The organism is Streptomyces chartreusis NRRL 3882, assembly GCF_900236475.1.
Lineage (GTDB): Bacteria > Actinomycetota > Actinomycetes > Streptomycetales > Streptomycetaceae > Streptomyces > Streptomyces chartreusis_D.
On sequence record NZ_LT963352.1, the window covers coordinates 7,496,228 to 7,521,999 of the forward strand.

At 71.9% G+C, this 25,772-nt stretch carries 16 protein-coding genes and 1 pseudogene; 10 read left to right on the forward strand and 7 right to left on the reverse strand.

The features are described 5' to 3' along the window. Positions 1-21: 21 nt before the first annotated feature. The 4 genes from SCNRRL3882_RS34035 to SCNRRL3882_RS34050 are packed head-to-tail and all read left to right on the forward strand — an operon-like array spanning position 22 to position 7,887. Positions 22-717 (forward strand): GntR family transcriptional regulator, encoded by a 696-nt coding sequence (locus SCNRRL3882_RS34035; RefSeq protein ID WP_010046299.1) that lies wholly within the window; start codon positions 22-24, stop codon positions 715-717. Between the two features lie 57 nt (positions 718-774). Beyond that, on the forward strand, positions 775-2,301 hold the full coding sequence (locus SCNRRL3882_RS34040) for a hypothetical protein (RefSeq protein ID WP_010046298.1): 1,527 nt from the start codon (positions 775-777) through the stop codon (positions 2,299-2,301). Positions 2,302-2,332: 31 nt separating this feature from the next. Further along, positions 2,333-3,214, forward strand: a complete 882-nt coding sequence (locus tag SCNRRL3882_RS34045; protein ID WP_010046297.1) for a hypothetical protein — start codon at positions 2,333-2,335, stop codon at positions 3,212-3,214. 35 nt (positions 3,215-3,249) lie between these two features. Then, positions 3,250-7,887 carry a hypothetical protein gene (locus tag SCNRRL3882_RS34050; protein WP_010046294.1) on the forward strand — a complete coding sequence of 1,546 codons (4,638 nt, stop codon included), beginning with the start codon at positions 3,250-3,252 and terminating at the stop codon, positions 7,885-7,887. 8 nt (positions 7,888-7,895) lie between these two features. Here the strand turns inward: SCNRRL3882_RS34050 and SCNRRL3882_RS34055 are convergent, their stop codons facing one another. Both SCNRRL3882_RS34055 and SCNRRL3882_RS34060 read right to left on the reverse strand, forming a co-directional pair. After that, positions 7,896-9,458 carry an APC family permease gene (locus SCNRRL3882_RS34055; protein WP_010046292.1) on the reverse strand — a complete coding sequence of 521 codons (1,563 nt, stop codon included), beginning with the start codon at positions 9,456-9,458 and terminating at the stop codon, positions 7,896-7,898. A gap of 170 nt (positions 9,459-9,628) precedes the next feature. Continuing rightward, positions 9,629-10,189 carry a hypothetical protein gene (locus tag SCNRRL3882_RS34060; RefSeq protein WP_029181621.1) on the reverse strand — a complete coding sequence of 187 codons (561 nt, stop codon included), beginning with the start codon at positions 10,187-10,189 and terminating at the stop codon, positions 9,629-9,631. A gap of 420 nt (positions 10,190-10,609) precedes the next feature. On the opposite strand from SCNRRL3882_RS34060, the gene SCNRRL3882_RS34065 reads away from it, so the two are divergent. From SCNRRL3882_RS34065 to SCNRRL3882_RS34085, 5 genes are read left to right on the forward strand one after another with little or no spacing between them, the layout of a single operon-like run. Continuing rightward, complete coding sequence (locus SCNRRL3882_RS34065; protein WP_010046287.1) at positions 10,610-13,714, forward strand: nitrate- and nitrite sensing domain-containing protein; 3,105 nt, start codon at positions 10,610-10,612, stop codon at positions 13,712-13,714. Continuing rightward, entirely contained in the window at positions 13,711-14,145 is a 435-nt protein-coding gene (locus tag SCNRRL3882_RS34070) for a roadblock/LC7 domain-containing protein (RefSeq protein ID WP_010046286.1), read from the forward strand. The genes SCNRRL3882_RS34065 and SCNRRL3882_RS34070 overlap by 4 nt, the downstream gene beginning before the upstream one ends. A gap of 9 nt (positions 14,146-14,154) precedes the next feature. Then, positions 14,155-14,550 carry a DUF742 domain-containing protein gene (locus tag SCNRRL3882_RS34075; RefSeq protein WP_010046285.1) on the forward strand — a complete coding sequence of 132 codons (396 nt, stop codon included), beginning with the start codon at positions 14,155-14,157 and terminating at the stop codon, positions 14,548-14,550. Between the two features lie 24 nt (positions 14,551-14,574). Continuing rightward, complete coding sequence (locus SCNRRL3882_RS34080; protein WP_010046278.1) at positions 14,575-18,225, forward strand: hydantoinase B/oxoprolinase family protein; 3,651 nt, start codon at positions 14,575-14,577, stop codon at positions 18,223-18,225. Beyond that, positions 18,206-18,811: a GTP-binding protein gene (locus tag SCNRRL3882_RS34085; RefSeq protein WP_010046276.1), complete on the forward strand. Its 606-nt coding sequence runs from the start codon at positions 18,206-18,208 to the stop codon at positions 18,809-18,811. The genes SCNRRL3882_RS34080 and SCNRRL3882_RS34085 overlap by 20 nt, the downstream gene beginning before the upstream one ends. 87 nt (positions 18,812-18,898) lie before the next feature. On the opposite strand, the gene glpK is transcribed toward SCNRRL3882_RS34085, so the two are convergent. From glpK to SCNRRL3882_RS34110, 5 genes and pseudogenes are all read right to left on the reverse strand, one after another. Next, positions 18,899-20,419, reverse strand: coding sequence for a glycerol kinase GlpK (gene glpK, locus SCNRRL3882_RS34090; RefSeq protein ID WP_010046273.1), 1,521 nt, complete (start codon positions 20,417-20,419; stop codon positions 18,899-18,901). Between the two features lie 183 nt (positions 20,420-20,602). Then, positions 20,603-20,690, reverse strand: a pseudogene (locus SCNRRL3882_RS41980) (aquaporin family protein); the annotation flags it as partial. A 693-nt stretch (positions 20,691-21,383) separates the two neighbouring features. After that, positions 21,384-23,006 carry a GGDEF domain-containing protein gene (locus SCNRRL3882_RS34100; RefSeq protein ID WP_010046271.1) on the reverse strand — a complete coding sequence of 541 codons (1,623 nt, stop codon included), beginning with the start codon at positions 23,004-23,006 and terminating at the stop codon, positions 21,384-21,386. A gap of 201 nt (positions 23,007-23,207) precedes the next feature. Beyond that, positions 23,208-24,398, reverse strand: a complete 1,191-nt coding sequence (locus SCNRRL3882_RS34105) for a lipid-transfer protein (protein WP_010046268.1) — start codon at positions 24,396-24,398, stop codon at positions 23,208-23,210. Beyond that, on the reverse strand, positions 24,395-24,820 hold the full coding sequence (locus tag SCNRRL3882_RS34110; RefSeq protein WP_010046266.1) for a Zn-ribbon domain-containing OB-fold protein: 426 nt from the start codon (positions 24,818-24,820) through the stop codon (positions 24,395-24,397). The genes SCNRRL3882_RS34105 and SCNRRL3882_RS34110 overlap by 4 nt, the downstream gene beginning before the upstream one ends. Positions 24,821-24,950: 130 nt before the next feature. Here SCNRRL3882_RS34110 and SCNRRL3882_RS34115 point away from each other — a divergent pair, with 130 nt between their 5' ends. Beyond that, complete coding sequence (locus SCNRRL3882_RS34115) at positions 24,951-25,760, forward strand: M15 family metallopeptidase (protein ID WP_010046264.1); 810 nt, start codon at positions 24,951-24,953, stop codon at positions 25,758-25,760. Positions 25,761-25,772 lie beyond the last annotated feature (12 nt).

Genomic DNA, 25,772 nt, shown 5'->3' on the forward strand with positions numbered 1-25,772 from the left:
GATCTGCGATTGAATTCCGGCATGGCAGAGCAGCTGAGGGACCTCTCCGACGACCGGGCTCTCCTGGGGCGCACCAGCACCGCCGAACGCGTCTCCGACATCCTCAGGAGCCGGATCGCCGAGGGCTACTTCCCGCCCGGCACCCGGCTGTCGGAGGACAGCATCGGCGGCGCGCTCGGCGTCTCCCGCAACACGCTGCGCGAGGCGTTCCGGCTGCTCACGCACGAACGCCTGCTCGTCCACGAGCTGAACCGGGGCGTCTTCGTCCGGGTCCTGACCGTGGAGGACGTCGAGGACATCTACCGCACCCGGATGCTCGTCGAGTGCGCGGTCGTGCGTGGTCTCGGCGAGCCGCCCTACGGCCTCGACGGGCTCGCCGGTGCCGTGGAGGAGGGGCGGCGGGCGGCGCGGGAAGGCGACTGGAAGGGGGTGGGCACGGCCAACATCCACTTCCACCGGGAACTGGTCGCCCTCGCGGCGAGCGAGCGCACCGACGAGTTGATGCGGAGTGTGTTCGCCGAACTGCGCCTCGCGTTCCACGTGGTGGACGAGCCGCAGCGATTGCACGAGCCGTACATCGCTCGAAATGTCATGATTCTTGAGGCCCTTCAGGCAGGGGACCGGGGCCAGGCCGAGCGTCTGCTCGCCGGCTACCTCGACGACTCGCTGGAACGGGTCGTGGAGGTGTACCGGCGGCGGGTCGGCGAGGACGGCTGACTGCGCCCACCCACGTCGTTTGGGTCGTTGTCAGACCCAGGACCTAGTCTGTGCACCGTGACTTCGCCTGCATCGACGGACAGCGTTCCGCCCCAGCTCAGCGCGGGGCCGCGCCCCGCACCGGGGCCGGCCGCCGACGAGGGCCTGGCGCGGCGCCTGCGCGCGCTCGCCTGCACCGCGCCGCTGCACGACCTCGACGCGCGCAAGGCCAACCTCGCCGGTGAGTACTCGGTGTACGGCATGGCGGAGGTCGCCCTCGCGGCCATCGACCTCGTCACCCTCAACATGGACTTCGACACGGGCGCGGACCACGACCAGATCGTCGCCCGTCTCATCCCGCGCATCGCCGCCCAGGCACCGCAGCGACCCGCCGCCGAGCACGAGCGAGTGGCCCGCTGGGTCCTGGAGAACCTGATCAACGTCGGCAGCGTCGACCGCGGCTTCCGCGCGGTGTACGGCACGTTCGGTGCGGACGGCACGTATGTGCGCCGTGACTACGACTTCAAGCTGATCGAGGAGGTCCCGGGCCCGGGCGGCACGGTCTACCTGCGGACGACGGACGAGGCGGTCAACGTCCTCGTCGGCGCCCTCGACACCGACGTCACCAGCGCGCAGATCGCCGCCGAGGTCAAGCTGGAGGTGCTGATCAGCCGCGGCCGGCTCGCCGACGCGCAGCTCGCGGCCGAACAGGCCCGCTACCGCACCGTGCAGTACTCCGAGACCCTGCGCCGCGCCCTGGAGGCGACCCGGCGCAACGTGCGCGCGGTGGACTGGCTCACCACCGTGCCCGACATGATCGCCGAGGCCCTGGAGCACGTGGCCGACCGCTACCGCCACGAGAACGCGATCCTCACGAACATCCGCAAGGCGCGTGACGAGTCCGAGGAGCCCGAGCACAAGCGCCGCGCCGCCGAGCTCGTCGACATCGTCAAGGACTGCATCCGGCGGCACACACAGTTGCAGTCCCGGCTGCTCGAAGCCGGCCCGCTGTTCCGCGCCGAACAGGACCGGCAGGCCTTCGCCACGCCCGCGGCCGCGTCCGGGATCGACCTGTACGGCCATCTCGTCGCCCCCGTCCTGCCGCTGCCGCTGGAGCAGGCCGTTCGCGTCACGGACGCCTACTTCGCCCGCGGCACCGGGCTGCGCACCCCGGTGTCCGTCCGGGTCGGTGACCTGGTCGACATACTGCTGACGCCGCCGGTGGAGCGGGAGCACCTGGGCGCCGAGATGCCCGAGCCGGATCTCATCGCCACGCCCGACGACAGCCGGTTCAGCGAGGAGCAGATGGCGGCGGCGCAGGAGCTGCTCGACCTGCCGGCGGATGCGCCGCGCCGGTTGTCCGGGCTGCTGGCCGAGGCCCGGCGGCAGGACCCCGAGCTGCCGTACCTGGTGGCCTTGTTGGCGGTGCACGCGGCCAGTCCGCCGGTCGGTACGGCCTACCGCCAGGGCGAGCAGAAGCTGCTGTTCGCCGTGGACGACGGGACCGAGCTCGACGATCCGGAGTTCGGCGGGGCGGACCTGATCGTCGGCACCGCCCTGCTGGACGCGGCGGGGATGGCGGCGGACCGGACGGAAGCAGCATGAGTCAGTACGAACGGCACAAGGAGTCCCGACCGTGAGCGAGCACGTCGAGTGGAGCGAGCCGGAGGGGGCGGCCCCCGCGGCCACCGCCGCTGTCACTCCCGCCGACGCCGCCGACGCGGCGCGGCTCGTGTCCTTCGGGCTGCAGCCCAAGCTGCAGCCCGCCCGCGACCAGGAGTACGCGGACCTGCTGCGGCGGTACCGGGAGGACCCGCCGTTCGCCCGGCTCGCCGACGCAGTGGCGACCGGACTGGGGCTGATCGTGCTGGAGGTGTCCCCGCGCGCGGGCATGGCCGTGACCGCTGCCGAGGACTCGGTGTTCGCCGTCCGTATGGGCGACTACGCGCGTCGTACGTCCGCCGACGGCGGCGACCGGTTCCTGCACGGACTCGCCCATCTCGCCGTCGCCGCCATGGCGTTCCCCCGCCCCGAGGACCTCGCCGACGACGGCTACATCGGCCGCGTCACGGTCAACGGCGTCGACGCCTTCGTCCGCCAGGCCTGCCGCCGCCTGGAGGAGCGCGCCGCCGAACAGGGCGAGAACACCGACCCGGCCACCGACGCGCCCGGCCTGGAGGCCGCCTGGCGGATCTGGGTGCGGCGCAGCTCGACCGGGGCCACCAAGGACGCCCGCAGGCTCGCCGGTTCGACCACCGGCATCGTCGCCAAGGCCGTCGCGTTCCTCACCGACTCCGGTTTCCTCCAGCGCACCGGCGACGACAACGGCGGCACGTACCGCACGACCGCCCGCTACCAGCTCCAGGTCCGCGACATGGCCGGCAGCGCCGCCCTGGCCGAGCTGCTGGAGCTGGGCGTCGTCCCGGTCACCGACGGCACGCCGACGTTGCTGCCCCCCGAGGAGAGCGACGACCTGGAGCTGGTCGCCGACGCCGGGCTGCCGTTCCACTCCTCCTGAACTCCCCGCCTCACGAAGCCTTACGAGAGTCCGCCATGTACGAGCTGTCCCGGGTCCGCCTCTACTCCATCGGGCCCGCCGGTGCGCGCTACGCCGACACCGTGCTTGACCTGCGCGGTGTGGGCGAGCCCGTGCCCGACCCCGCCCCCACGCAGGCGGAGTTCTTCGAGGAGGAGCCCGTCGGCCCGCCGCGCCGGCCCGCGCCCGCGGGTGTGCTCTTCCTGGAGAACGGCGGCGGCAAGTCGGTGCTGCTCAAGCTGATCTTCTCCGTGATGCTGCCGGGGCACCGGAACACGCTCGGCGGCGCCAGCTCCGGTGTGCTGCGCAAGTTCCTGCTCGCCGACGACTGCGGCCACGTCGCGCTGGAGTGGCAGCACGTGCTGACCGGTGAGTGCGTCGTCGTCGGCAAGGTCAGCGAGTGGCGAGGGCGCCAGGTCTCCAACGACCCGCGCAAGTTCGCCGAGGCCTGGTACTCCTTCCGGCCCGGGCCCGGACTGAGCCTCGACAACCTCCCCGTGGCCGAGTCCACCGCCGTACGGGCCCCGGTCGAGGGCCAGTCGGGCGCGCGCGGCCGGCGCCGCACCATGAAGGGCTTCCGTGACGCCCTCACGGAGGCGGGCAAGACGTACCCGCACCTGGAGGTGCACTGGGAGGAGATCCACGACCGCTGGATCGAGCACCTGGGCGACCTCGGACTCGACCCCGAGCTCTTCCGCTACCAGCGGGAGATGAACGCCGACGAGGGCGAGGCCGCCGGTCTCTTCGCGGTCAAGAAGGACGCCGACTTCACCGACCTGCTGCTGCGCGCCGTCACCGACACCCGTGACACCGACGGGCTCGCCGACCTCGTCAGCGGCTTCGGCAACAAGCTCGGCCGGCGCGCCGAGCTGATCGCCGAGCGCGACTTCACCGCCGGGTCCGTCGACCTGCTCGGACGGATCGTCGAGGCCGCCGATGCCCGCTCCCGCGCGCGGGACATCCACGCCGGAGCCGAGCGCCGTACCCGCACCCTGGCGCGCAGGCTGTCCGCGCGCGGTGTGCAGGAGCGGGCCCGGGCCGCCGACCTGGCCCAGCGGGTCACCGCCGCCGCGTACGCCGTCACCCACGCGGAGGCGGCCCGCGAGCGCAGCGCGCTGATCTCCGCCGAACTGGCCTACCGGCACGCCTCGCTGGCCCTCGCCGCGGCCGAGAAGTCCGCCGCCGCGCAGAAGCGCGAGCTCGCCGACGCCCGCACGCTGTACTCGGCGTGGCAGGCGGCCGAGGCCGTACTGCGCCACCGCGCCGCCGCCGACCGCGTCGCCCGCGTGTCCGCCGCGATCCAGGAGGCGGAGCGCGATGCCGCTCCGGCCCTGGCCGCCCGCTCCAAGGCCGCCGTGGACCTCGTACGGGCCCTGCACGCGGCCGCGGAGAACGCCGAGAGCCACGCCAACGAGGAGGAGGAGCGCTCCGCTGCCCTCCAGGAGGTCAGCGACGCCGCGTACCGGGACTCCACCGCCGCCGCCACGCAGGCGCAGCGCGCCCGCAGCGAGGTCGGGCACCTCAAGCAGCGCCTCGCCGAGGTCGAGCAGGAGACCGCTGAGGCCGTCCGGGCCGGCTGGCTCGACGACAGTGCGCCCGACGCCGACCCGGCCCGGGCGGCCCTCGCCGCCAGCGACGCCGAGAAGACCGCCGTCGCGGCCTGGGACTCGGCCCGCGAGGCGTCCCGCCGGGCCACCGAGCACGCGCGTGAGGCCGCCGCCGCCGAGACCCGCGCGGAACTGACCGCCGCCCGCGCGGCCGACGCGGCGACGGCCGCCGAGCGGTCGTACGAGGCCGAGCGCCGCACCGCCGAGGCGCTGGCGGGGGAGGAGCGGCTGGCGGAACTGCTCAGCCTGACCTCCGAGACCCGCCCGGGCATCCCGCAGCCCCGGCACGGCACGGACAGCGAGCCGGCCCCCCGGCCCCTCCCCGGCGAGCAGGGCCTCAGCCCCGAGGAGCTCGACCGCTTCGCCGACGACCTGCGCGAACTGCTCGACGACGCCGTCAGCTCCGCCGAACGGCAGCTGTTCGACCTGCGTACGGCCGCCGCCGACGACTCCCGGATCCTCGGCGCGCTCGGTGACGGCGGGCTGCTGCCCCCCGGCCCCGACGTGCTGGCCACGGTCGAGTTCCTCGGCGAGCACGGCATCCCCGCGCTGCCCGGCTGGCGCTATCTCGCGCAGGCCGTCGACCCGGCCGACCACGCACGCGTGCTGGCCGCCCGGCCCGAAGTGGTCGACGGCGTGATCATCACCGACCCCGACTCCCACGCCCGCGCCCGGGAGGCGCTGGGCGACGCGGCGCTGCTGCCCCGGTCCGCCGTGGCGGTCGGCACGGCCGCCGCCCTGCTCGCCCCGACCCCCGCCCCGGACACCGACAGCGGCGACGTGTTCCTCGTCCCGCCGAACCCGGCCATGCACGACGAGCACGCCGCGGACGAGGAGCGCCAGGCGCTGCGCGCCCGGGCGGCCGAGCGCGACGAGGAGATCCGCACGCTCGCCGCCCGGCTCGGCAAGGACCGGGAGCTGGCCGCCCGGCTCGCCTCCTGGCGCACCGGCTGCCCGGCCGGCCGGCTGGCCGAGCTGGCCCAGGCCGCGCACGACACCCGCGCGTTCGCCGAGGAGTCGGAAGCCGAGCTGGCCGAGGCGCGCACCGTGCGGGCCGAGGCCGACGAGGCCGCCGCCGAGGCCGCGCGCGTGCGCGACGAGCGGCAGGAGGCCGCCCAGAAGGCCCGCCGCTCCGCCGACGCCCTCGCCGGGCTCGCCTTCCGCCTTCGTGAGCGGGCCGGCTGGCAGGTCAAGCTGCGCGAACTGGCCGACGAGGCGGCCGAGGCCGAGGCGAGCGCCCAGGCCTGCCTGGAGCGGGCCCGGGCCGCCGACGAGGACCGCCGGGCCGCCCAGCGCGCCGCCGACGACGCCCGCCGCACCGCCCGCGCGCTGCGCGCCGAGCGCTCCGAGATCGCCGGCGCCCCAGACGACGTACCCGAGGACGACGCCCAGACCCCGAAGGCCTCCCTGCCCGCGCTGCGCGAGGCCTACCGGGCGGCGTCGCAGCTGTACGAGAAGGTCGGCGTCGGCGCCGATCTGCGGGCCGAGCAGGCCCGTGCGGAGAGCGACGAGAGCGCGGCCCGCGCGGAGCTGGACCGGCTGAGCAACAAGGTCCGTACGCGCGCCGAACAGCTCCTCGAATCCCCCGACGGCTCCGACGGACCCAGCCGCCAGGCCGCCGCCGCCCGTGCCGAGGAGCTGGTGCAGCTCCTGGAGACGCGTATGTCGAGCGCGAGTGAGCAGCTCGGGCGGCTGCGCGGCGAGGCCGAACGGCACGCCCCCGAGGACGGCGAGGCCCACACCGACCTCCCCGAAGACCTCCAGCCGCGCGACGCCGAGCACGCACAGGCCCTGCTGCGCACCGCCACGGCCGAACTCGCCTCCCACACCGAGGCGCTGAACCAGGCCCGCGAGGCGCACGCCGAGCTCCTCGACGCCCACCGGGCCGCCGAGGACGCGGCGAGCGGCTTCGACGAGATCGCCGCCATGCTCCGCGACCTGCTGCGCGAGCACACCACGGACGAGGAGCAGGAGGAGACCGAGCCGTACCCCGGCAGTCCGGAGGAGGCCCGGCAGTCGGCTGCCGAGGCCCGCCGCTCCCTGCGCGGCTGCGCCGCCGACCTGTCCGCCGCGGAGGCCGCCGTCCGGGAGGCCAGCGACATCCTCGTCCGGCACGCCAACTCCACGCGCTACGAGCAGGTCCGCACCCCGGCACGGCAGCAGATCCGCGAACTACCCGCCTCCGCGCTGCCCGAGCACGCCCAGAAGTGGGCCGACGCCTTCGCGCCCCGGCTCCGGGTCCTGACCGACGAGCTGGAGCAACTGGAGCGCAACCGCGACTCGATCGTGGACCGCCTGCGCGGCCTGGTCGAATCGGCCCTGGCCACCCTGCGCTCCGCCCAGCGGCTCTCCCGCCTTCCGGAGGGCCTCGGCGAGTGGTCGGGACAGGAGTTCCTCCGCATCCGCTTCGAGGAGCCCGACCAGGCCACGCTCACCGAGCGGCTGGGCGAGGTCATCGACGAGGCGACCCGCGCCGCCGTCAAGAAGAACTCCGACCTGCGGCGTGACGGCATGTCCCTGCTGCTGCGGGGCGTCGCGGCGGCGCTCCAGCCCAAGGGCGTCGCCGTCGAGATCCTCAAGCCCGACGCGGTGCTGCGGGCCGAGCGCGTCCCCGTCGGCCAGATGGGCGACGTCTTCTCCGGCGGCCAGCTGCTCACCGCCGCGATCGCCCTGTACTGCACGATGGCCGCGCTGCGCTCGAACGACCGGGGCCGGGACAAGCACCGGCACGCCGGCACGCTGTTCCTCGACAACCCCATCGGCCGGGCCAACGCCACCTACCTGCTGGAACTCCAGCGGGCGGTGTCGGACGCCCTGGGCGTCCAGCTCCTCTACACCACGGGCCTGTTCGACACCACGGCGCTAGCCGAGTTCCCCCTGGTCATCCGCATGCGCAACGACGCCGACCTGAGGGCCGGCCTCAAATACATCAGCGTCGAGGAACACCTCCGCCCGGGGCTGCCGCAGCAGCCCCAGGCGGGGGAGGCGGTACACAGCGAGATCACGGCGACCAGGATGTACAAACGCCCCGCGTCCACGACGCCTTAGAACCCTCCTCAGTCGGCCGCCGGGGCGGTGAGGGGAGCAGCGGCCCCGGCGTCCGAACGGTGTTCGGCGAGCACGCCGGTCCGGTGCCGCTGGACGAACCAGTAGTAGGCGAAGCCGCCGCCCGCGATGACGGCGACGAACAGCACCGCGCCCCAGCGCAGGTACCAGTGGTACGGGGCCGTGGCGTTGTAGACCGCGGCCCGCGGCCAGATCAGGTTGAGCGTCATGGCCGTGCCCCACAGCACGGCCACGATGTTGACCGGCAGTCCCCAGCGGCCCAGCGAGAACCGGCCCTCGCCCGCGGGCTGCCACGTGCCGCGCAGCCGCGCGACCAGCAGCGGCACCGTGACGCCCAGGTAGGCAAGGTAGATCATGATGATGCCGATGCTGGTGACGACGGTGAAGATCTGCGGCTGGCGGATGTTGACCACCAGGATGGCCAGCGCGAGGATCCCGATGATCACGGTCGGCAGCACCGGCGTCTGGAAGCGCGGATGGCACTTGGCCAGCCGCGAGGACGCGGGCAGGTTGTTGTCGCGGGCCATCGCGAACGCCAGCCGGACCGCCGCCGTGTGCACCGCCAGGGCGCACACCGTCACCGCGATCAGCACGCACCACAGCATCGCCTTGCCGGCCGTCGGACCCAGCACGTCCAGGACGATGTACTGCAAGCCGTCCGTGGACAGCTTCTCGCCCTTCAGGCTGGAGACGCTCATCAGCGCGAGCAGCAGGATCAGGCCGCCGAGCACGAAGGAGGCGACGATGGCCCGGATGATGGCGCGCGGCGCGTTGCGGGTCGGGTCCAGGGACTCCTCGCCGAGCGAGGCGGCGGTGTCGAAGCCGTACATGACGTACGCCGAGGCCAGCGAGGCCACCAGGAAGGCACCGAGGTACCCGTTGCCGTAGCCGGCACCGGTGCCGTGCGTCTCCATCACGACCTGCGGACCACGCGTGATGTGGACCGCGAACAGGGCGATCAACACGACAGTGGCGATCAACTCGATGAACACGCCCGCGGTGTTGATCCTGGCCATCAACTTGACGCCGAAGGCGTTCACCAGGGTGGTGAACAGGATCAACACCGCGGCCAGGATGACCGCGTTGGTCGCCACGTCGTACGTACCCGTGCCGTCCCCCACGAACTGGAAGAAAGACGAGATCTGGGGCAGCGTCAGCTGATAGGCCAGTGCCACGGCCGATATGGACACGATCGAGGCGATCAGCATCATCCAGCCGGCGAGCCAGCCCAGATGTGGATTGCCGATCTTCTTCGACCAGTTGTAGACCGAGCCGGCGACGGGATAGCGGGCGGCGAGTTCCGCGAAGCACAGGGCGACCATGAACTGGCCGACGAAGACCATCGGCCACGACCACCAGTAGGCGGGGCCGCCGCTGCCGTAACCGAAGTAGAACAGCTGGAAGGTGCCGGTCAGGATCGAGATGTAGCTGATCCCGGCGGCGAAGGTGTGGAAGTTGCCGAGGGTGCGTTTGAGTTCGGGTCTGTAGCCGAACTCGGTGAGTTCGGCGTCGTCCTGGCCGTGTGGTTCTGCGGACTGCGCGGTCGGTCTCATGGGCGGTTCCTCAAGGGGCGCTCCTCAGGGCGGGCTCGGTCGGTCGAACCAACCCTGGGGTGTGGGACGGGTGTTGCGCCAGAGGATCAGCATCACCAGAGCCCCGGCCTTCACCCCTCACGGGAACGACCGCCCGTCACCCCTCACGACGGACAACTGCCCGTGGTCCCTCACGAGTGGGACAACTGCCCAGCCCCGCCCCGCCGGCGTATGCGCTCCTGCGCCCGCTCGGCTGCGCGCGCCTGCCGTCGGGCCCGGCGGCGCTCGCGTCGCAGCGTCCGTGCCGTGCTGCTCGGCATGGACACCACGCCGTTGCGCTGGTTCCAGACCTGACGCGTCACCCACACATCGAGCGCTCCCCAGGTCGCCACGATCGTGCTGACCACGCTGCTGATCACCATCGGGAACGCCAACCACGACCCGGCCATCGTGCACAGGAAGGCCACCATGGCCTGTATCAGAGTCAGAGCGACGAGAAGGACCGACCGCACGGCAGCCGTCCGCACCGGATCCGGCAACCGGCGCCGCCGCGCCGGCTCCTCGACCCACAGGGGCCGGTAGTACTGCTGTTCTCGCACGTCAGGGCCCGCCTCGCGAGCCGGCCCTGCCTCTCGCGCCGTGCTCTCCGCCTCGTCAGCCCGATTGTCGCGATCAGTCGCTTCGGCATCCTGATGCGCTGTCACATGCCCCCCACCCGCCCTGGGCGCCCCGCGCCGCTCCGCCGTGCCCATCACCGTGTCACTCCCCACCGCCGGCAGACTGCTCGCTCACATCCGAAGACCCTTGCTCCCCAGTGGCTGCCCGGCTTGCGCTGCTTTACGCCGCCCAGGGGCGGGATGCGGCTCCTGTGGCCGATTCCGCCCCCATTTCCCGTAGAGAAGGACGAACAACCCCCCACGAAGATTCCCCGAAACCGAAAAATTTCAGCCAACCGCTCAGGCGGTCCAGGGGCCTTGACCCACGCGACCGCGATCGGTTTCGGGGAGACAACTCCCGCAATGCCCGGACAACTCCACATGCCTCGTGCGTGGCGCGGAAGTTCACCTTCCGGACCGGCTTTCGAGTTCCCTGGGCGTCGGTAGTAGGCTCGCGCCGTTTGTTGACGCACATGTGTACCCCCGGTAGCCCGGGGGCCCGAGCTGGGGGAGGCCATGCGCTTTCGCGGGAAGTCCATCCGCCGGAAGATCGTGGCGCTGCTTCTCGTGCCGCTGGTGTCCCTCACCGCGATCTGGGCCTTCGCCACGGTGCTCACGGGACGTGAGGCGGGCGACCTGTTCAACGTGTCGTCCGTGGTGGAGAAGATCGGCTATCCGATCGAGGACACCGTCCGTGTCCTCCAGGAGGAGCGTCGTCAGACCCTGGTCTACCTCGCCGACCCCCGTGCCTCCGACGGGCTCGCCGCACTCCGGCGCAGCCGGACCGCCACCGACGAGGCCGTCGGCAGCATCCGTGAGAACGCGCGGAATCCGGACGTGCGCGACGCGATGGGAGCGGACACCGACGAGCGGCTGACCGCGGTCCTGGACGCCTTCGAGGGCATCGAGTCGCTGCGCCGCAGTGTCGAGGACGGCACCGTCAACCGCTCCCAGGCCCTCGACCTCTACAACCGGCTGGTCGACCCGTGTTACGTCCTGCTCGCCAACCTCCACGTCGTCGACAACGTGGAACTGGACAAGCAGTACCGCGCGCTGGTCAATGTCGCACGCGCCCGCGAACTGCTCTCCCGCGAGGACGCCCTGCTCGGCTCCGCCCTGATCGTCGGCAAGATCTCGCGCTCCGAAGAGCGTGATATCTCCGACCTCGTGGCGCAGCGCACCCTGATGTACGACACCAACCTCCCGCTGCTGCCCGTCTCGGAACGCGACCGCTACGAGAGCTTCTGGAAGAACGCCTCCACCGCTCCGCTGCGCGTGGCCGAGGAGGCGGCCGTCTCATCCGCCGACGGAACCCCGCGCGGCGTCACCGCCAAGAGCTGGGACAGCGCGGCCGGCAACGTACTCGACGAACTCGGCACGCTCAACGACCAGGCCAACGACCGCTACCAGAACCGCGTCGAACCGGTGGCCATGGGCGTCATCGCCAAGGCGGTCATCGCCGGCGTGCTCGGCCTGCTCGCTCTCCTGGTCTCCCTCTTCCTGTCCGTCCGCGTCGGCCGCACCCTCATCCGTGACCTGCGACAGCTGCGGCTGGAGGCCCACGAGGCGTCCGGAGTGCGGCTGCCCAGCGTGATGCGCCGGCTGTCGGCCGGCGAGCAGGTCGACGTCGAGACCGAGGTCCCGCGCCTCGAGTACGACAAGAACGAGATGGGCGAGGTCGGCCAGGCCCTCAACACCCTCCAGCGCGCCGCCGTCGAAGCCGCCGTCAAGCAGGCCGAGCTGCGCGCCGGCGTCTCCGAGGTCTTCGTCAACCTCGCGCGCCGCAGCCAGGTCCTGCTCCACAAGCAGCTCACCCTGCTCGACGCCATGGAGCGCCGGACCGAGGACACCGAGGAACTCGCCGACCTGTTCCGCCTCGACCACCTGACCACCCGCATGCGCCGGCACGCCGAGGGCCTCGTGATCCTCTCCGGCGCCGCGCCCTCCCGGCAGTGGCGCAAGCCCGTCCAGCTCATGGACGTCGTACGCGCCGCCGTCGCCGAGGTCGAGGACTACGAGCGCATCGAGGTCCGCCGCCTTCCGCGTATCGCCGTCACCGGCCCGGCCGTCGCCGACATCACCCATCTCGTGGCGGAACTCCTCGAGAACGCCACGGTCTTCTCGCCACCGCACACCGCCGTCCAGGTCCTGGGTGAGCGAGTCGCCAACGGCTTCACCCTGGAGATCCACGACCGTGGCCTCGGCATGGCAGCCGAAGCGCTCCTGGACGCCAACCTCCGGCTCGCCGAGACCCCGGAGTTCGAGCTGTCCGACACCGACCGGCTCGGCCTGTTCGTGGTCAGCCGTCTCGCCCAGCGGCAGAACGTCCGCGTCTCCTTGCAGCCCTCCCCGTACGGCGGCACGACCGCCGTCGTCTTCATCCCGGACGCCCTGCTGACGGACGACGCCCCGGACACGAACGGCATCGGGTTCCGGCTCGACCGCCCCCAGCTGGCCAAGGAGAGCGAGCCGCAGGACAGCCGCCGCGCCGCGCTGTCCCAGGGGCCCGCGCAACGGCCCGGCCTGCCGGCCTCCCTCCTGGACGGCCCGGTGGAGCTGGAGGCGCCCGTCGACCTGGACGCCATCGGCGGCTTCCCCGGCGCGCTCGATGACGAGGACAGCGAACACGGCGCTCTGTTCCGCCCCCGGCCCCTCGCCCGCGCCCAGGACGAGGCAGCCGGCCGCCGCGCCGATCCGCGCCAGGCCGCCGACGCCCACAGCGCACACGACCGGACCGACACCGACGACGACCCGAACGCCCCGGTCCAGCTGCCGCGCCGCCACACCCCGAAGCTGGTCAGCTCGCACGGGCGCCCGGTCACCGAGCAGCGCCCCCGGCGAGGGAAGACCGAGGAGGAGACCACCTCGGGCACCGGTCGAGCGGAGCCGGACGGCACCGCCCCGCTCCCTTCGCGTCGCCGGGGCGACGCCTCCGTGAGCGGCGGGGCCACGGGCCGGTCCGGGCCGGAGCCCGCGACCGCGCTTCCGGTCCGCCGCCGCACCGAAGGCTCCTCGACCGGCAGCCGGCGAGGTGAAACCCAGCCGGACGCACCGCCACCCCTGCCGGCCCGCCGTCGGGGTGCGGAGTCCGGCCGCCGGGGCATCGGTGCGGCCGGGCGGAACGACGACCGCATGGAATCGCCGGCCTCGTCCGGCACCGGGCCGGAACCGCCCACTCTTTCCACGCGGACACGCCGCGCGGAGATCGCCTCGAGTGGCCCGGACGGCCCCGACCGTCGGCCGGGCCCCGGGCCGGAGTCCACCGGCGGGCCCGCGCGCCAGGTGACCGCTTCCGCTGCCATGCCGCAGGGGACCGGGTCGACTCCCGGCTCCGGACGACGGGGACAGAGTCCCGGCTCCGCACCGGACGAGCCTCGCTCCGGCACTGCGCCGCTGCCCCGGCGCGTCCGCCAGGCCAACCTGGCACCCCAGCTGAAGCGGGGGTCCGAGCCGCGTACCGAGGACAGAACCGAGCCCGTCGAACGCGACGCCGACGAAGTACGCAGCCGTATGGCCTCGCTCCAGCGCGGCTGGCAGCGCGGCCGCGAGGAGAACGCAGCGGGCGACGCCGCCCACAGCGGCACAGCACGACAAGGAACGACAGAGGGGGACGGTCGATGACCGCACCGAAGGCGACCGGCCACACCGCAGCCAACAAGGGGGAGCTGAACTGGCTCCTCGACGACCTGGTGGACCGCGTCGCGAGTATCCGCAAGGCCCTCGTGCTCTCCGGCGACGGTTTGCCGACAGGGTTGTCCAGGGACCTGACCAGGGAGGACAGCGAGCACCTGGCCGCCGTCGCCTCCGGATTCCACAGCCTTGCCAAGGGCGTGGGACGCCACTTCGAGGCCGGCAACGTCCGTCAGACGGTCGTCGAGCTCGACGACGCCTTCCTGTTCGTGACGGCCGCCGGCGACGGCAGCTGCCTCGCCGTCCTCTCGGACGCCGACTCGGACGTCGGCCAGGTCGCCTACGAGATGACGCTCCTCGTGAAGCGGGTGGGTGTGCATCTGGGTGCCGCTCCGCGCACCGATCTGCCCGCAGGCGGGTAGTGGGATGACATGAGCGCTGACGGTCAGGGAAGAAGCCACTGGTTCGACGACGAGGCCGGACCGGTCGTCCGTCCGTACGCCATGACGCGCGGCCGCACCAGCAGCCAGGGCCAGCACCGCCTGGACCTGATCGCGGTCGTGGTCACGGAACCGCACGCGGACGACCCGGAAGCGGACCACATGCTCTCCCCGGAGCATGTGGACATCGTCGAACTGTGTCGTGACGTCCCGCAGTCGGTCGCCGAACTCGCAGCGGAACTCGACCTGCCGATCGGGGTGGTACGGGTCCTTGTCGGAGATCTCGTGGACGCGGAATTCGTCCATGTGAACCGGCCCGTACCCCCTGCCGAACTGCCGGACGAGAGTATTCTGCGCGACGTGATCAACGGCCTCCGGGCGCTGTGAGCAGCGCGGAAGCGGGGTACTGACGTGACAGGCTGGCAGTTCTGGGTCGACCGAGGCGGCACGTTCACCGACATCGTCGCGCGTCGCCCGGACGGCCGGCTGTTCACGCACAAGCTGCTGTCGGACAGCCCCGCCCGCTACGCCGACGCGGCCGTCGAGGGCGTCCGCACCCTGCTGGCCGGCTCCGACGACCCCGTCGACACCGTGCGCATGGGCACCACGGTCGCCACCAACGCCCTCCTGGAGCGCAAGGGCGAACGCACCCTGCTGGTCATCACCCGGGGCTTCCGCGACGCCCTGCGCATCGCCTACCAGAACCGCCCGAGCATCTTCGCCCGCCGCATCGAACTGCCCGAGCTGCTGTACGAACGGGTCGTCGAGGTCGACGAGCGCATCGCCGCCGACGGCACCCTCCTGCGCGCGCCCGACCTCGACGCCCTCGCCGCGCCCCTCCGAGAGGCGTACGACGACGGGATCCGGGCCGTCGCCGTGGTCTGCATGCACAGCCACCTCCACCCCGCCCACGAACGTGCCGTCGGGGAACTCGCCGCCCGCATCGGCTTCCCGCAGATCTCGCTCTCCAGCGAAGTCAGCCCCCTGATGAAACTCGTCCCCCGCGGGGACACCGCCGTCGTCGACGCCTACCTCTCTCCCGTCCTGCGCCGCTACGTCCGGCACGTCGCCGACGCCCTGGAAGGCGTACGGCTGATGTTCATGCAGTCCAACGGCGGTCTCACCGAGGCCGGCCAGTTCCGCGGCAAGGACGCCATCCTGTCCGGGCCGGCCGGCGGCATCGTCGGGATGGCCCGCATGTCGCAGCTCGCCGGCTTCGACCGCGTCATCGGCTTCGACATGGGCGGCACCTCCACCGACGTCTCCCACTTCGCGGGCGAGTACGAACGCGTCTTCACCAGCCGGATCGCCGGCGTCCGGCTGCGCGCCCCCATGCTCGACATCCACACCGTCGCCGCCGGCGGCGGCTCGGTCCTGCACTTCGACGGCTCCCGCTACCGCGTAGGGCCTGACTCGGCGGGCGCGGACCCGGGGCCCGCCTGCTACCGCGGCGGCGGCCCGCTCGCCGTCACCGACGCCAACGTCATGCTCGGTCGCATCCAGCCCGCCCACTTCCCGAAGGTGTTCGGCGCGAACGGCGACGAGCCCCTCGACGACGCGCTCGTCCGGGACCGCTTCACCGCCCTCGCGCGTGAGATCCGCGAGAAGACCGGCGACGACCGCACGCCCGAACAGGTCGCCGAGGGCTACCTGCAGATCGCCGTCGCCAACATCGCGTCCGCCGTGAAGCGCATCTCCGTCCAGAAGGGCCATGACGTCACCCGCTATGCCCTCACCACCTTCGGCGGCGCCGGCGGCCAGCACGCCTGCCTGGTCGCCGACTCGCTCGGCATCCGCACCGTCCTCGTGCCGCCCATGGCCGGTGTCCTCTCCGCACTCGGCATCGGCCTCGCCGACACCACCGCCATGCGCGAACAGTCCGTCGAGGCACCACTGGAGCCGGCCTCCATGCCCGGTGTCCTCAAGACCGCAGAAGACCTGGAAGCCGCGGCACGCGCCGAACTCCTCGCCGAGGACGTCCCCGAGGAGCACATCGAGATCACCCGCCGCGCGCAGCTCCGCTACGACGGCACAGACACCACCCTCACCGTCGAGCTGACCGACCCCTGCACCATGCGGCACGCCTTCGAAGAACGTCATCGCGCCACGTACTCCTTCACGCTCGACCGCCCGATCGTCGTCGAAGCCCTCTCCGTAGAAGCCACCGGCACCACCGAACCCCCCGATCTGTCCGCCCTCGCTCCCTACGAGGCCACGACCGACGGCAGCCCCGCGGCGTCGCGAACCGTCCGCCTCCACACGGGCGGAGCCTGGCGCGACGTACCCCTCCACCGCCGCGAGGCCCTTCCTCCCGGCGACACCGTCACCGGTCCCGCGATCATCACGGAAGCCGGCGCGACGACCGTCGTCGACGACGGCTGGCGGGCCGTGGCGACCGACGACGGGCATCTGGTCATGGAACGGGCCGCGATTACGCAGAGTTCCGATCTCGATACAAAAGTCGACCCCGTTCTCCTTGAGGTCTTCAACAACCTCTTCATGTCCATCGCCGAGCAGATGGGCGCCCGCCTCGAATCCACGGCCCAGTCCGTCAACATCAAGGAGCGCCTGGACTTCTCCTGCGCGCTCTTCGACCCTGACGGAAACCTGGTGGCCAACGCCCCGCACATCCCCGTCCACCTGGGCTCCATGGGCACGAGCGTCAAGGAGGTCATCCGGCGGCGGGGCTCCCGCATGCGCCCGGGCGACACGTACGCCGTCAACGACCCGTACCACGGCGGCACCCATCTGCCCGACGTCACCGTGATCACCCCCGTCTTCGACACCGCACCGTCGGACGACACGGAGAGTGACCCGGAGATCCTCTTCTACGTCGCCTCACGCGGCCACCACGCCGAGATCGGCGGCATCGCCCCCGGCTCCATGCCCGCGAACAGCCGCACCATCGAAGAGGAGGGCGTCCTCTTCGACAACTGGCTGCTCGCCGAGAACGGCCGCTTCCGCGAGGCCGAGACCCTCCGCCTGCTCACCGAGGCGCCGTACCCCTCCCGCAACCCGAAGACCAACCTCGCCGACCTGCGCGCCCAGATCGCCGCCAACCAGAAGGGCGTCGACGAGGTCGGCCGCATGATCGAGGACTTCGGCCTCGATGTCGTCCAGGCCTACATGAGGCACGTCCAGGACAACGCGGAAGAGGCCGTACGCCGCGTCATCGACGCCCTCGACGACGGCGACTACGCCTACGAGACCGACTCGGGCGCGGTCATTCGCGTCAGCGTGCGCGTGGACCGCGAGAACCGTGCGGCGACCATCGACTTCACCGGCACCTCGGCGCAGCTGCCCACCAACTTCAACGCCCCCTTCTCGGTCGTCAACGCGGCCGTCCTGTACGTCTTCCGCACGCTCGTCGCCGATGACATCCCCCTCAACGACGGCTGCCTGCGCCCCTTGGACATCGTCGTACCGCCCGGCTCCCTGCTCTCCCCCGAGCCGCCGGCCGCCGTCGTCGCAGGCAACGTGGAGACCTCCCAGGCCATCACCGGTGCCCTCTACGCGGCGCTGGGCGTCCAGGCCGAGGGCTCCGGGACCATGAACAACGTCACCTTCGGGAACGAACGCCACCAGTACTACGAGACCGTCGCCTCCGGCTCCGGCGCGGGCGACGGTTTCCCCGGCGCCCCCGTCGTCCAGACGCACATGACCAACTCCCGCCTCACCGACCCCGAGGTCCTGGAGTGGCGACTGCCCGTGCGCCTCGAGGACTTCGCGGTCCGGCGCGGCAGCGGCGGAGCCGGCCGGTGGCGCGGCGGCGACGGCGCGGTGCGTCGCATCCGGTTCCTGGAGCCCATGACCGTCTCCACACTGTCCCAGCACCGCCGTGTCCCCCCGTACGGTATGGCGGGCGGCGAGCCGGGCGCTCTCGGCGCCAACCGGGTGGAACACGCCGACGGCGCCGTGACCGAACTCGGCGGCAGCGACTCCGCGGATGTCGTCGCGGGCGACGTACTCGTCATCGAAACCCCAGGCGGCGGAGGCTACGGCCCGCCGTCGCCCGACCCCCATCAAGCAGGAGAAGAGATCGATGATCTTCGGGCGTTCTGAGCGCGGCAAGCCTCCGGTCGAGCCCGTCACGCTCAAGATCCTGGTGGCCGGCGGCTTCGGCGTGGGCAAGACCACGCTCGTCGGCGCGGTCAGCGAGATCCGGCCGCTGCGCACCGAGGAGCTGCTCACCGAGGCCGGGCGCCCGGTCGACGACACCAGCGGTGTGGAAGGCAAGCACACCACGACCGTGGCCATGGACTTCGGCCGCATCACGCTCCGCGAGGACCTGGTGCTGTACCTCTTCGGCACGCCCGGCCAGGAGCGGTTCTGGTTCATGTGGGACGAGCTCTCCGAGGGCGCCCTCGGAGCCGTCGTCCTCGCCGACACCCGCCGCCTTGAGGACTGCTTCGCCGCCGTCGACTACTTCGAACGGCGCGAGATACCGTTCCTCGTCGGCGTCAACTGCTTCGAGGGCGCCCCGCGTTACCCGGTCGAGGACGTGCGCCAGGCCCTCGACCTCGACGACGGCGTCCCGCTCATGATGTGCGACGCCCGCGACCGCGAGTCGGTCAAGGAAGCACTCATCGGCGTCGTCCAGCACGCCATGGCGTACGCGGCCGACCGCCGCCAGACGGTGGCCACCTGACGCTCGCCCGACCAGCGGGCGCGGACCGTACCCCCGCCGACAGGGGTACGGTCCGCAGTCCGGAAAGGCCGCTCCACGCGCGCGTGGCTAGCTGTCGCCGTCCTCCTCCCAGCCGAAGCTCTTCTCCACGGCCTTGCGCCAGTTGTGGTGCTCGCGATCCCGCACCGACGCGTCCATGGACGGTGTCCACTCGACGTCCTTCTGCCAGTGCGCCTTGAGCTCGTCAAGGTCGTTCCACACGCCGGTGGCCAGACCGGCCGCGTACGCGGCGCCCAGACAGGTCGTCTCGGAGACCTTGGGCCGCACCACCGGCACGTCGAGCACGTCCGCCTGGTGCTGCATGAGCAGGTTGTTCTTCGTCATGCCACCGTCGACCTTCAGGGTGGTGATGTGCACCCCGGAGTCCTGGTACATGGCGTCCACGACCTCGCGTGTCTGCCAGCTGGTCGCCTCCAGCACCGCGCGCGCGAGGTGCGCCTTCGTGACGTAGCGGGTCAGCCCGGTGACCACGCCCCGAGCGTCGGAGCGCCAGTACGGCGCGAACAGGCCCGAGAACGCCGGCACGATGTACGCGCCCCCGTTGTCCTCCACGCTCGCGGCCAGGGGCTCGATCTCGTCGGCGGTACGGATGATGCCGAGCTGGTCGCGGAACCACTGGACCAGCGCGCCCGTTATGGCTATCGACCCCTCCAGGCAGTAGACCGGCGCCTCGCTGCCGATCTTGTATCCCATCGTCGTCAGCAGGCCGCTCTTCGACGGCACCGGGCGGTTTCCGGTGTTGAGCAGAAGGAAGCTGCCCGTGCCGTACGTGTTCTTCGCGGTGCCCACGTCGTAGCAGGCCTGGCCGAACACGGCGGCTTGCTGGTCGCCCAGCGCGGAGGCCACGGGCACGCCGGCGAGCTGGCCGACGGCAGTGCCGTACACCTCGGCGGAGGACCGGATCTCCGGCAGCATGGCCTCGGGAATGTTCATCGCCGAGGCGATCGAGGAGTCCCACTGGAGGGTCTCCAGGTTCATCAGCATGGTGCGCCCGGCGTTGGTCACGTCGGTGACGTGCTGCCCGCCGTCGGTGCCGCCGGTGAGGTTCCAGATCAGCCAGGAGTCGATCGTTCCGAAGGCGATCTCACCGCGTTCCGCCCGGGCCCGGAGGTCGGGCACGTTGTCGAGCAGCCACGCCGCCTTGGGTCCGGAGAAGTAGGTGGCCAGCGGCAGACCCGTCTGCTCGCGGAAGCGGTCCTGCCCGTCCGAGCCGCCCAGCTGGTTGCACAGCGCCGCCGTCCGCGTGTCCTGCCACACGATGGCGTTGTGCACCGGCTTTCCGGTCGTGCGGTCCCACAGGAGAGTCGTCTCGCGCTGGTTGGTGATTCCCATCGCGCTCAGCTGGTCGGCGCGCAGCCCGGCCTTGGCGAGCGCCCCGGCGACCACCGCCTGCACCTTGGACCAGATCTCGGTGGCGTCGTGCTCCACCCACCCGGGCTTCGGGAAGATCTGTCGGTGCTCACGCTGGTCCACGGCGACGATGGCACCGTTCTGGTCGAAGACGATGCAGCGGCTCGAGGTGGTGCCCTGGTCGATCGCTGCTACGTACTTCTCGGAGTTGTCCGTCATGGCTACTACCTCTTGATCGCTTGGTCAGAAGGCTGTGTTGTAGATGAGGGCCCCGAGAATTCCGCCGGCCGCGGGCCCTGCCACCGGGATTCAGGCGTAACCCCCAGGAACCCCGCCATCAGGTTGGCCAACGGGTTCCTGATCTCCGGGACGGCGGAGAAGATGCCGAGCCCGGACCTTGTGGGTGACGGCGGCGCAGACCCCCGCGCCGACGAGGAGCAGGATCGCCGTGCCGATGATCTCGCCGAACGAAGATGTCCACGTTGCTCATGGCGGCTCCTAGGGCGAGGCCCCGGGACGATCCGCCCCGGTCCTCATGTGCGGGGTGCGTTTCCCATGGCTACTTCAGCCGAAGGCAGGAAAATCCCGCGCCCCGCCCGGCGTCCGTGACGAGCGTGCCGATCGCAGCCGAATCGCCCGTGGAGAAAGGGCCTTGGCGTAGGCGCGCCGACGCGCCGCAGTGCCGGATACGCCGAGTATGTACGGCGATGTCGACTGACACCGGAAGTGTTCACCGGCGCCCAGGGGGCGTCAAGGTCGCCGACCGCAACGGTTGACGGCCTGGGGTGACGGTGGCGGGACTGCCGGGCCGGGTGGCCGGTTGCACGGCCCTGGCGGCGCCCGGTCGGGTCACTGTTCAGATCTGGTCGGGGCCTGCGCGTGCTTCCGTGAGCCGCGCAAGGCCTTGCTGGTGGTGTCGTCCGGCCTCCGCCGGGCTCCGCCGTAGGCGACCGCCCAGACGCACCTGACTCCTCGCTTGCTAGCCACCAGCATCCACCTGACCAGGCGGTCTCTCAACCGGACGAGTCGTGCCCCGCCCCAGGCCGTCTGCCGGGCCCTGGCGAGCCGGTCACTGCCGTGCCCGGGCGCCCACCCGGACAGCGCCACGACCCCGCCGGGCCGGTGCGGGCTCTCAGTCCTGCACACCGCCCCTCCAGGCTGCGGGAGCCCCTGCGCGGTCCTCTCAAGCCGGGGCCGGTGCCGGCTCAGCGCCGCGGCGGGTCTCATGTCCGGACGTGCCCGCCCGGCCCAGCACCCAACTCGCACCGTGCAACGCCTTCGCCGCCTTCTTCAGGGGCGCCAGGCAAGCCGCCGCCTGCCGGTGGTCGGTCACACTGCCCGGCGCGCACAGCACCGTGGCGAGCGACAGCGTGACCGGCCGACCGTCGGCCGACCAGGGAGCGTCCAGCACGGCGGCGGCCAGCGGATCGAGCCCCTCCGGTTCTGCGAGCACCAGGAAATCGTCGCCGCCGATGTGTCCCACGCGGGTGCCGTCCGTCGCGGCCTGCTGCAAAGCACGCCCCACCGCCCGGATCAGCTCGTCGCCCGCCGCGAACCCGGCCCCGTCGTTGACCTGCTTGAAGTGGTCGACGTCCAGCCAGCTCAGCGCGAAGGCCCGCCCGGACGCGATCCGCCGGTCCACCTCACCGGTGATCGCGTCCGAGCCGGGCAGGCGCGTCAGCGGATTCAACCCCGCCGCCTCCTCCACCCGCGTCTCGGCCAGTGCGCGCACGAGATCCGCGAGCCGTACGACGCCCACACAGCGCCCGTACTCGTCCACGACGGCCACATCGTCCGACGTGCGGTCCCGCCCACCGACCGCCACGACGTCCAGCACCTCCCATGCGGTGGCGTCGATGCCCACCGTCCGCGGCGGGTCACCGAGCTTGGCCGCGGGCCGATCGGCGTACAGGGCGTGCCCGTAGCGCCCCGACATCGACAACAGGAAGCGGGACCGGTGCACCGACCGGACCGGCACTCCGGCGGTGTCCACGAGCAGCACCCCGGACACATCCGGTGACCCGGTCAGCAGCGCCCGCACCTGCCCCGCGGACGCCGAGGCGGGCAGCAGCGCGGCGGGCCGCACGAACTCCCGCACCGACGGCCCCGACCGCGGCACGGCCACATCGGCGGGGGAGCGGGGCGGAACATAGACGTCCGCAGCGGGCAGCCGGGCCGGCGGGGCGAACAGCTCGCCCTGTGCCAGCTGTGCCCCGGCCGCCAGCGCCGCCGCGTACTGCCCTTCGGTCTCCACGCCCTCGACGGCCAGGAGGGCTCCCAACCCGTCGCACAGCGTCCGCATCGACCGCACCACCGCCGGCCGTGCCAGCAGCGACGCGTCCAGCTTCACCAGCTGGGGCGTGATGTCCGCGAGGAGCCGCAAGGGCACGTCCCCGTCACCGACACCGTCCGCGCAGATCCGGAAGCCCTGATCGCGCAGCCTGGACACCCCCTCCAGCAGTGCCCGCTGCGGCACGTGCGTGTACGGCGGACAGACGTCGATCGTCACCTCCCACGGAAGCCGCCCGGCCTCGCGCACGGCGTCATGCAGCGAAGGCAGGCCGCCGAGGTCCGCGAGGGTGCCGGCGAAGACGTTGACGAACAGTGGCAACAGCGTCTCCTTGCGCACCGCCGCGCGGACCGCCGACACCGCCAGTCGGCTGTCGAGCTCGGGGTCCCGGCGGGCCTCGGCCAGGATGTCGCCGGCCTCCGGGCGGGCGAGTATCTCCAGTCCCGCGACCGCGCCGGTCGTCAGGTTGACCACCGGTTGGAAGGCGAAGCGGAGAGTATCCGTCCAGGAGTGCACGGGAGCATGATGACTCCACCGGCGCAGGCCCAAGCGCAGTTCATGAGACGTTCACGCAGGATTCCGGAGCGGTCACACAGCGTATGCCAAGGCACGGTCGCGACCGCACCACCGGCGTCCGAGCCGGCATCGCTCGGTGCCCCCCGGCGCCATCCCGCGGACGTCCGGGCACTGTCCCGAGCCGCGTCCCGGCCCCGCGGCTCACCGCACCGCGATCAGCGCCGATCCATGACCGAACAACCCCTGGTTCACGCTGATGCCCACGCGCGCTCCCGCGACCTGCCGGTCACCTGCCTCGCCCCGCAACTGCCAGGCCAGCTCGCACACCTGGGCTATCGCCTGCGCTGGAACCGCCTCGCCGAAGGAGGCCAGACCACCGCTGGCGTTCACCGGTATTCGCCCGCCCAGGGCCGTCGCTCCGTCCCGCAGCAGCTTCACGCCCTCGCCCTCACCGCACAGCCCCAGGTCCTCGTACCACTGCAACTCGAGCGCCGTGGAAAGGTCGTAGACCTCGGCCAGTGACAGGTCCTCCGGCCCGACGCCCGCCTCCTCGTAGGCCGCCCGGGCGATGGACACCCGGAACGTCTCGGCGGCCGGGTCGACCGCCACTGCGGAGTCCGTGGCGATGTCCGGCAGGTCCAGCACGGTGTTCGGGTACCGCGGCGTCACCGTGGACACGGCCCGGATCCGCACCGGATCCGCATGGCCGTGGCGCCGCGCGAACTCCATGCTGGAGAGCACCACCGCCGCGCCGCCGTCGGAGGTCGCGCAGATGTCGAGCAGCCGCAGCGGATCGGCGACGACGGCGGAGGCGGCGACCTCCTCGGCGGTGACCCGCCGGCGGTAGCGCGCATGGGGGTTCAGCGCTCCCATCGCGGCGTTCTTCACCTTCACCCGTGCGAAGTCACCCGGCGTGTCGCCGTGCAGGGCCATGCGCCTGCGGGCGTACAACCCGAAGTACACCGGGTTGGTCGCCCCGAGAACCCGGAACCGCAGCCAGTCGGGATCGTCGGGTCGGTCGCCGCCCGCGGGGCGGAAGAATCCCTTGGGAGCGGCGTCGGCTCCGACCACGAGCACCACCTCGGCGAGCCCGGAGAGGATCTGGGCCCGCGCGGCGTCCACGGCCTGTGCCCCGGACGCGCACGCGGCGTACACGCTCGTGACCCGGGCCCCCTGCCAGCCCAGTGCTTTCGCGAACGTCGCTCCGGCGACATACCCGGGATAGCCGCCACGGACGGTGTCCGCGCCGATGATCGAGCCGATGTCCCGCCAGTCCAGCCCGGCGTCGGTGAGCGCCGCGCGGGCCGCTGCGACGCCGTACTCGACGAAGTTCCGTCCCCACTTGCCCCAGGGGTGCATGCCCGCGCCCAGCACCGCCACCTCGCCCGTCATGCCTTCACCCCCGTCGGCCGCCAGTGCCACGTCGTCCAGGTCGTTTCCGCGTCCTCGTGGAGCACACCGGGCACGACCTCCACCTCCATGCCCACCGTCAGGTCCGCGACGGTGACCCCGGGAGCCGCCTGTCCCAGAACCACGAGGCGCTCGGCCTCCAGCTCCACAGCGATCAACGCGCACGGCTCCCACGGAAGTTCCGGATCGCTCACGTAGGGTGACGGCGGCCGATACCGGCTGTCCGTGTACGACCAGACGCGGCCACGCCGCGACAGCGGGACCTCCGCCAACTCTCCGCCCGCGCAGGCCGGGTTGCGGCAGTGGTGGTCCTCGCGGGGGAAGAAGACCGAGGCGCAGGCCGCGCAGCGCGTGCCGAGCAGCCGGAAATCCTCCCCCTCCCCGGCGAACCACCCCGCGACCACCGGCGTTCGTGTACGCGACACCGTTGCCTCCCCGCAGACGTGACCTGACGGTATGTCAGAAGTCTGCCACGGCCTTCCGCGTCTCGGCATCCCTTCCCCGGCGGGACCCTCTCCTGGTAGACGCAGGCCCATGACACGACTCACCACCGTGGCACGCGGCCTGCTCACCGCCTTCGCCGCCGTGCTGGCAGCGACCGCCCCCACCGCCACCGCCCAGGCCAAGACGGGACCCCACGCGCCCAAGGACTTCGTGGCCCTGAGAAGCGTGGACCCGACGATCATCCAGGAGATGCGCTACTTCACCCCGCACAACTTCGTCGGCGAGCGCATCGACGGCTACGCCCAGCCGATCTGCGTCCTCACCCGCCCCGCCGCCCAAGCCCTCCACAGGGCCCAGACGAAGCTGCTGCGCCAGGGCTACACACTGAAGGTCTACGACTGCTACCGACCGCAGCGCGCGGTGGACCACTTCGTCCGCTGGGCCAAGGACCTCGACGACCAGGCCATGAAGGGCGAGTTCTACCCGAACGTCGACAAGACCCGGCTGTTCGCCGACGGCTACATCGCCGAGAAGTCAGGCCACAGCCGCGGATCGACCCTTGACGTCACGCTCGTGAAACTGCCGGCGAAGCCGACCCGGCCGTACCACCCCGGAGAGCCCCTCGTGCCGTGCTTCGCCCCCAAGGACGAGCGGTTCCCCGACAACTCCGTCGACATGGGGACCGGCTTCGACTGCTTCGACACCCTCTCGCACACCCTCGACCCCCGCGTCCAGGGCGAACAGCGCGCCAACCGGCTGCTGCTCAAGAGCACCCTGGAGGGTCTCGGCTTCGTGAACCTGGCAGAGGAGTGGTGGCACTACACCTACAAGCCCGAGCCCTACCCGGACACCTACTTCGACTTCCCCGTGTCCAGGAAGGCGATCACCAGCGCACACTGAGCCGCCCGCCCG

What these genes read in the sequence shown, in the direction of transcription:
- SCNRRL3882_RS34070 (WP_010046286.1), top strand. Translation starts at nt 13,711, where the DNA reads ATGACCGCACCGAAGGCGACCGGCCACACCGCAGCCAACAAGGGGGAG.
- SCNRRL3882_RS34035 (WP_010046299.1), top strand. Translation starts at nt 22, where the DNA reads ATGGCAGAGCAGCTGAGGGACCTCTCCGACGACCGGGCTCTCCTGGGG.
- SCNRRL3882_RS34060 (WP_029181621.1), bottom strand. Translation starts at nt 10,189, where the DNA reads ATGGGCACGGCGGAGCGGCGCGGGGCGCCCAGGGCGGGTGGGGGGCAT.
- SCNRRL3882_RS34050 (WP_010046294.1), top strand. Translation starts at nt 3,250, where the DNA reads ATGTACGAGCTGTCCCGGGTCCGCCTCTACTCCATCGGGCCCGCCGGT.
- SCNRRL3882_RS34075 (WP_010046285.1), top strand. Translation starts at nt 14,155, where the DNA reads ATGAGCGCTGACGGTCAGGGAAGAAGCCACTGGTTCGACGACGAGGCC.
- SCNRRL3882_RS34085 (WP_010046276.1), top strand. Translation starts at nt 18,206, where the DNA reads ATGATCTTCGGGCGTTCTGAGCGCGGCAAGCCTCCGGTCGAGCCCGTC.
- SCNRRL3882_RS34055 (WP_010046292.1), bottom strand. Translation starts at nt 9,458, where the DNA reads ATGAGACCGACCGCGCAGTCCGCAGAACCACACGGCCAGGACGACGCC.
- glpK (WP_010046273.1), bottom strand. Translation starts at nt 20,419, where the DNA reads ATGACGGACAACTCCGAGAAGTACGTAGCAGCGATCGACCAGGGCACC.
- SCNRRL3882_RS34115 (WP_010046264.1), top strand. Translation starts at nt 24,951, where the DNA reads ATGACACGACTCACCACCGTGGCACGCGGCCTGCTCACCGCCTTCGCC.
- SCNRRL3882_RS34065 (WP_010046287.1), top strand. Translation starts at nt 10,610, where the DNA reads ATGCGCTTTCGCGGGAAGTCCATCCGCCGGAAGATCGTGGCGCTGCTT.
- SCNRRL3882_RS34105 (WP_010046268.1), bottom strand. Translation starts at nt 24,398, where the DNA reads ATGACGGGCGAGGTGGCGGTGCTGGGCGCGGGCATGCACCCCTGGGGC.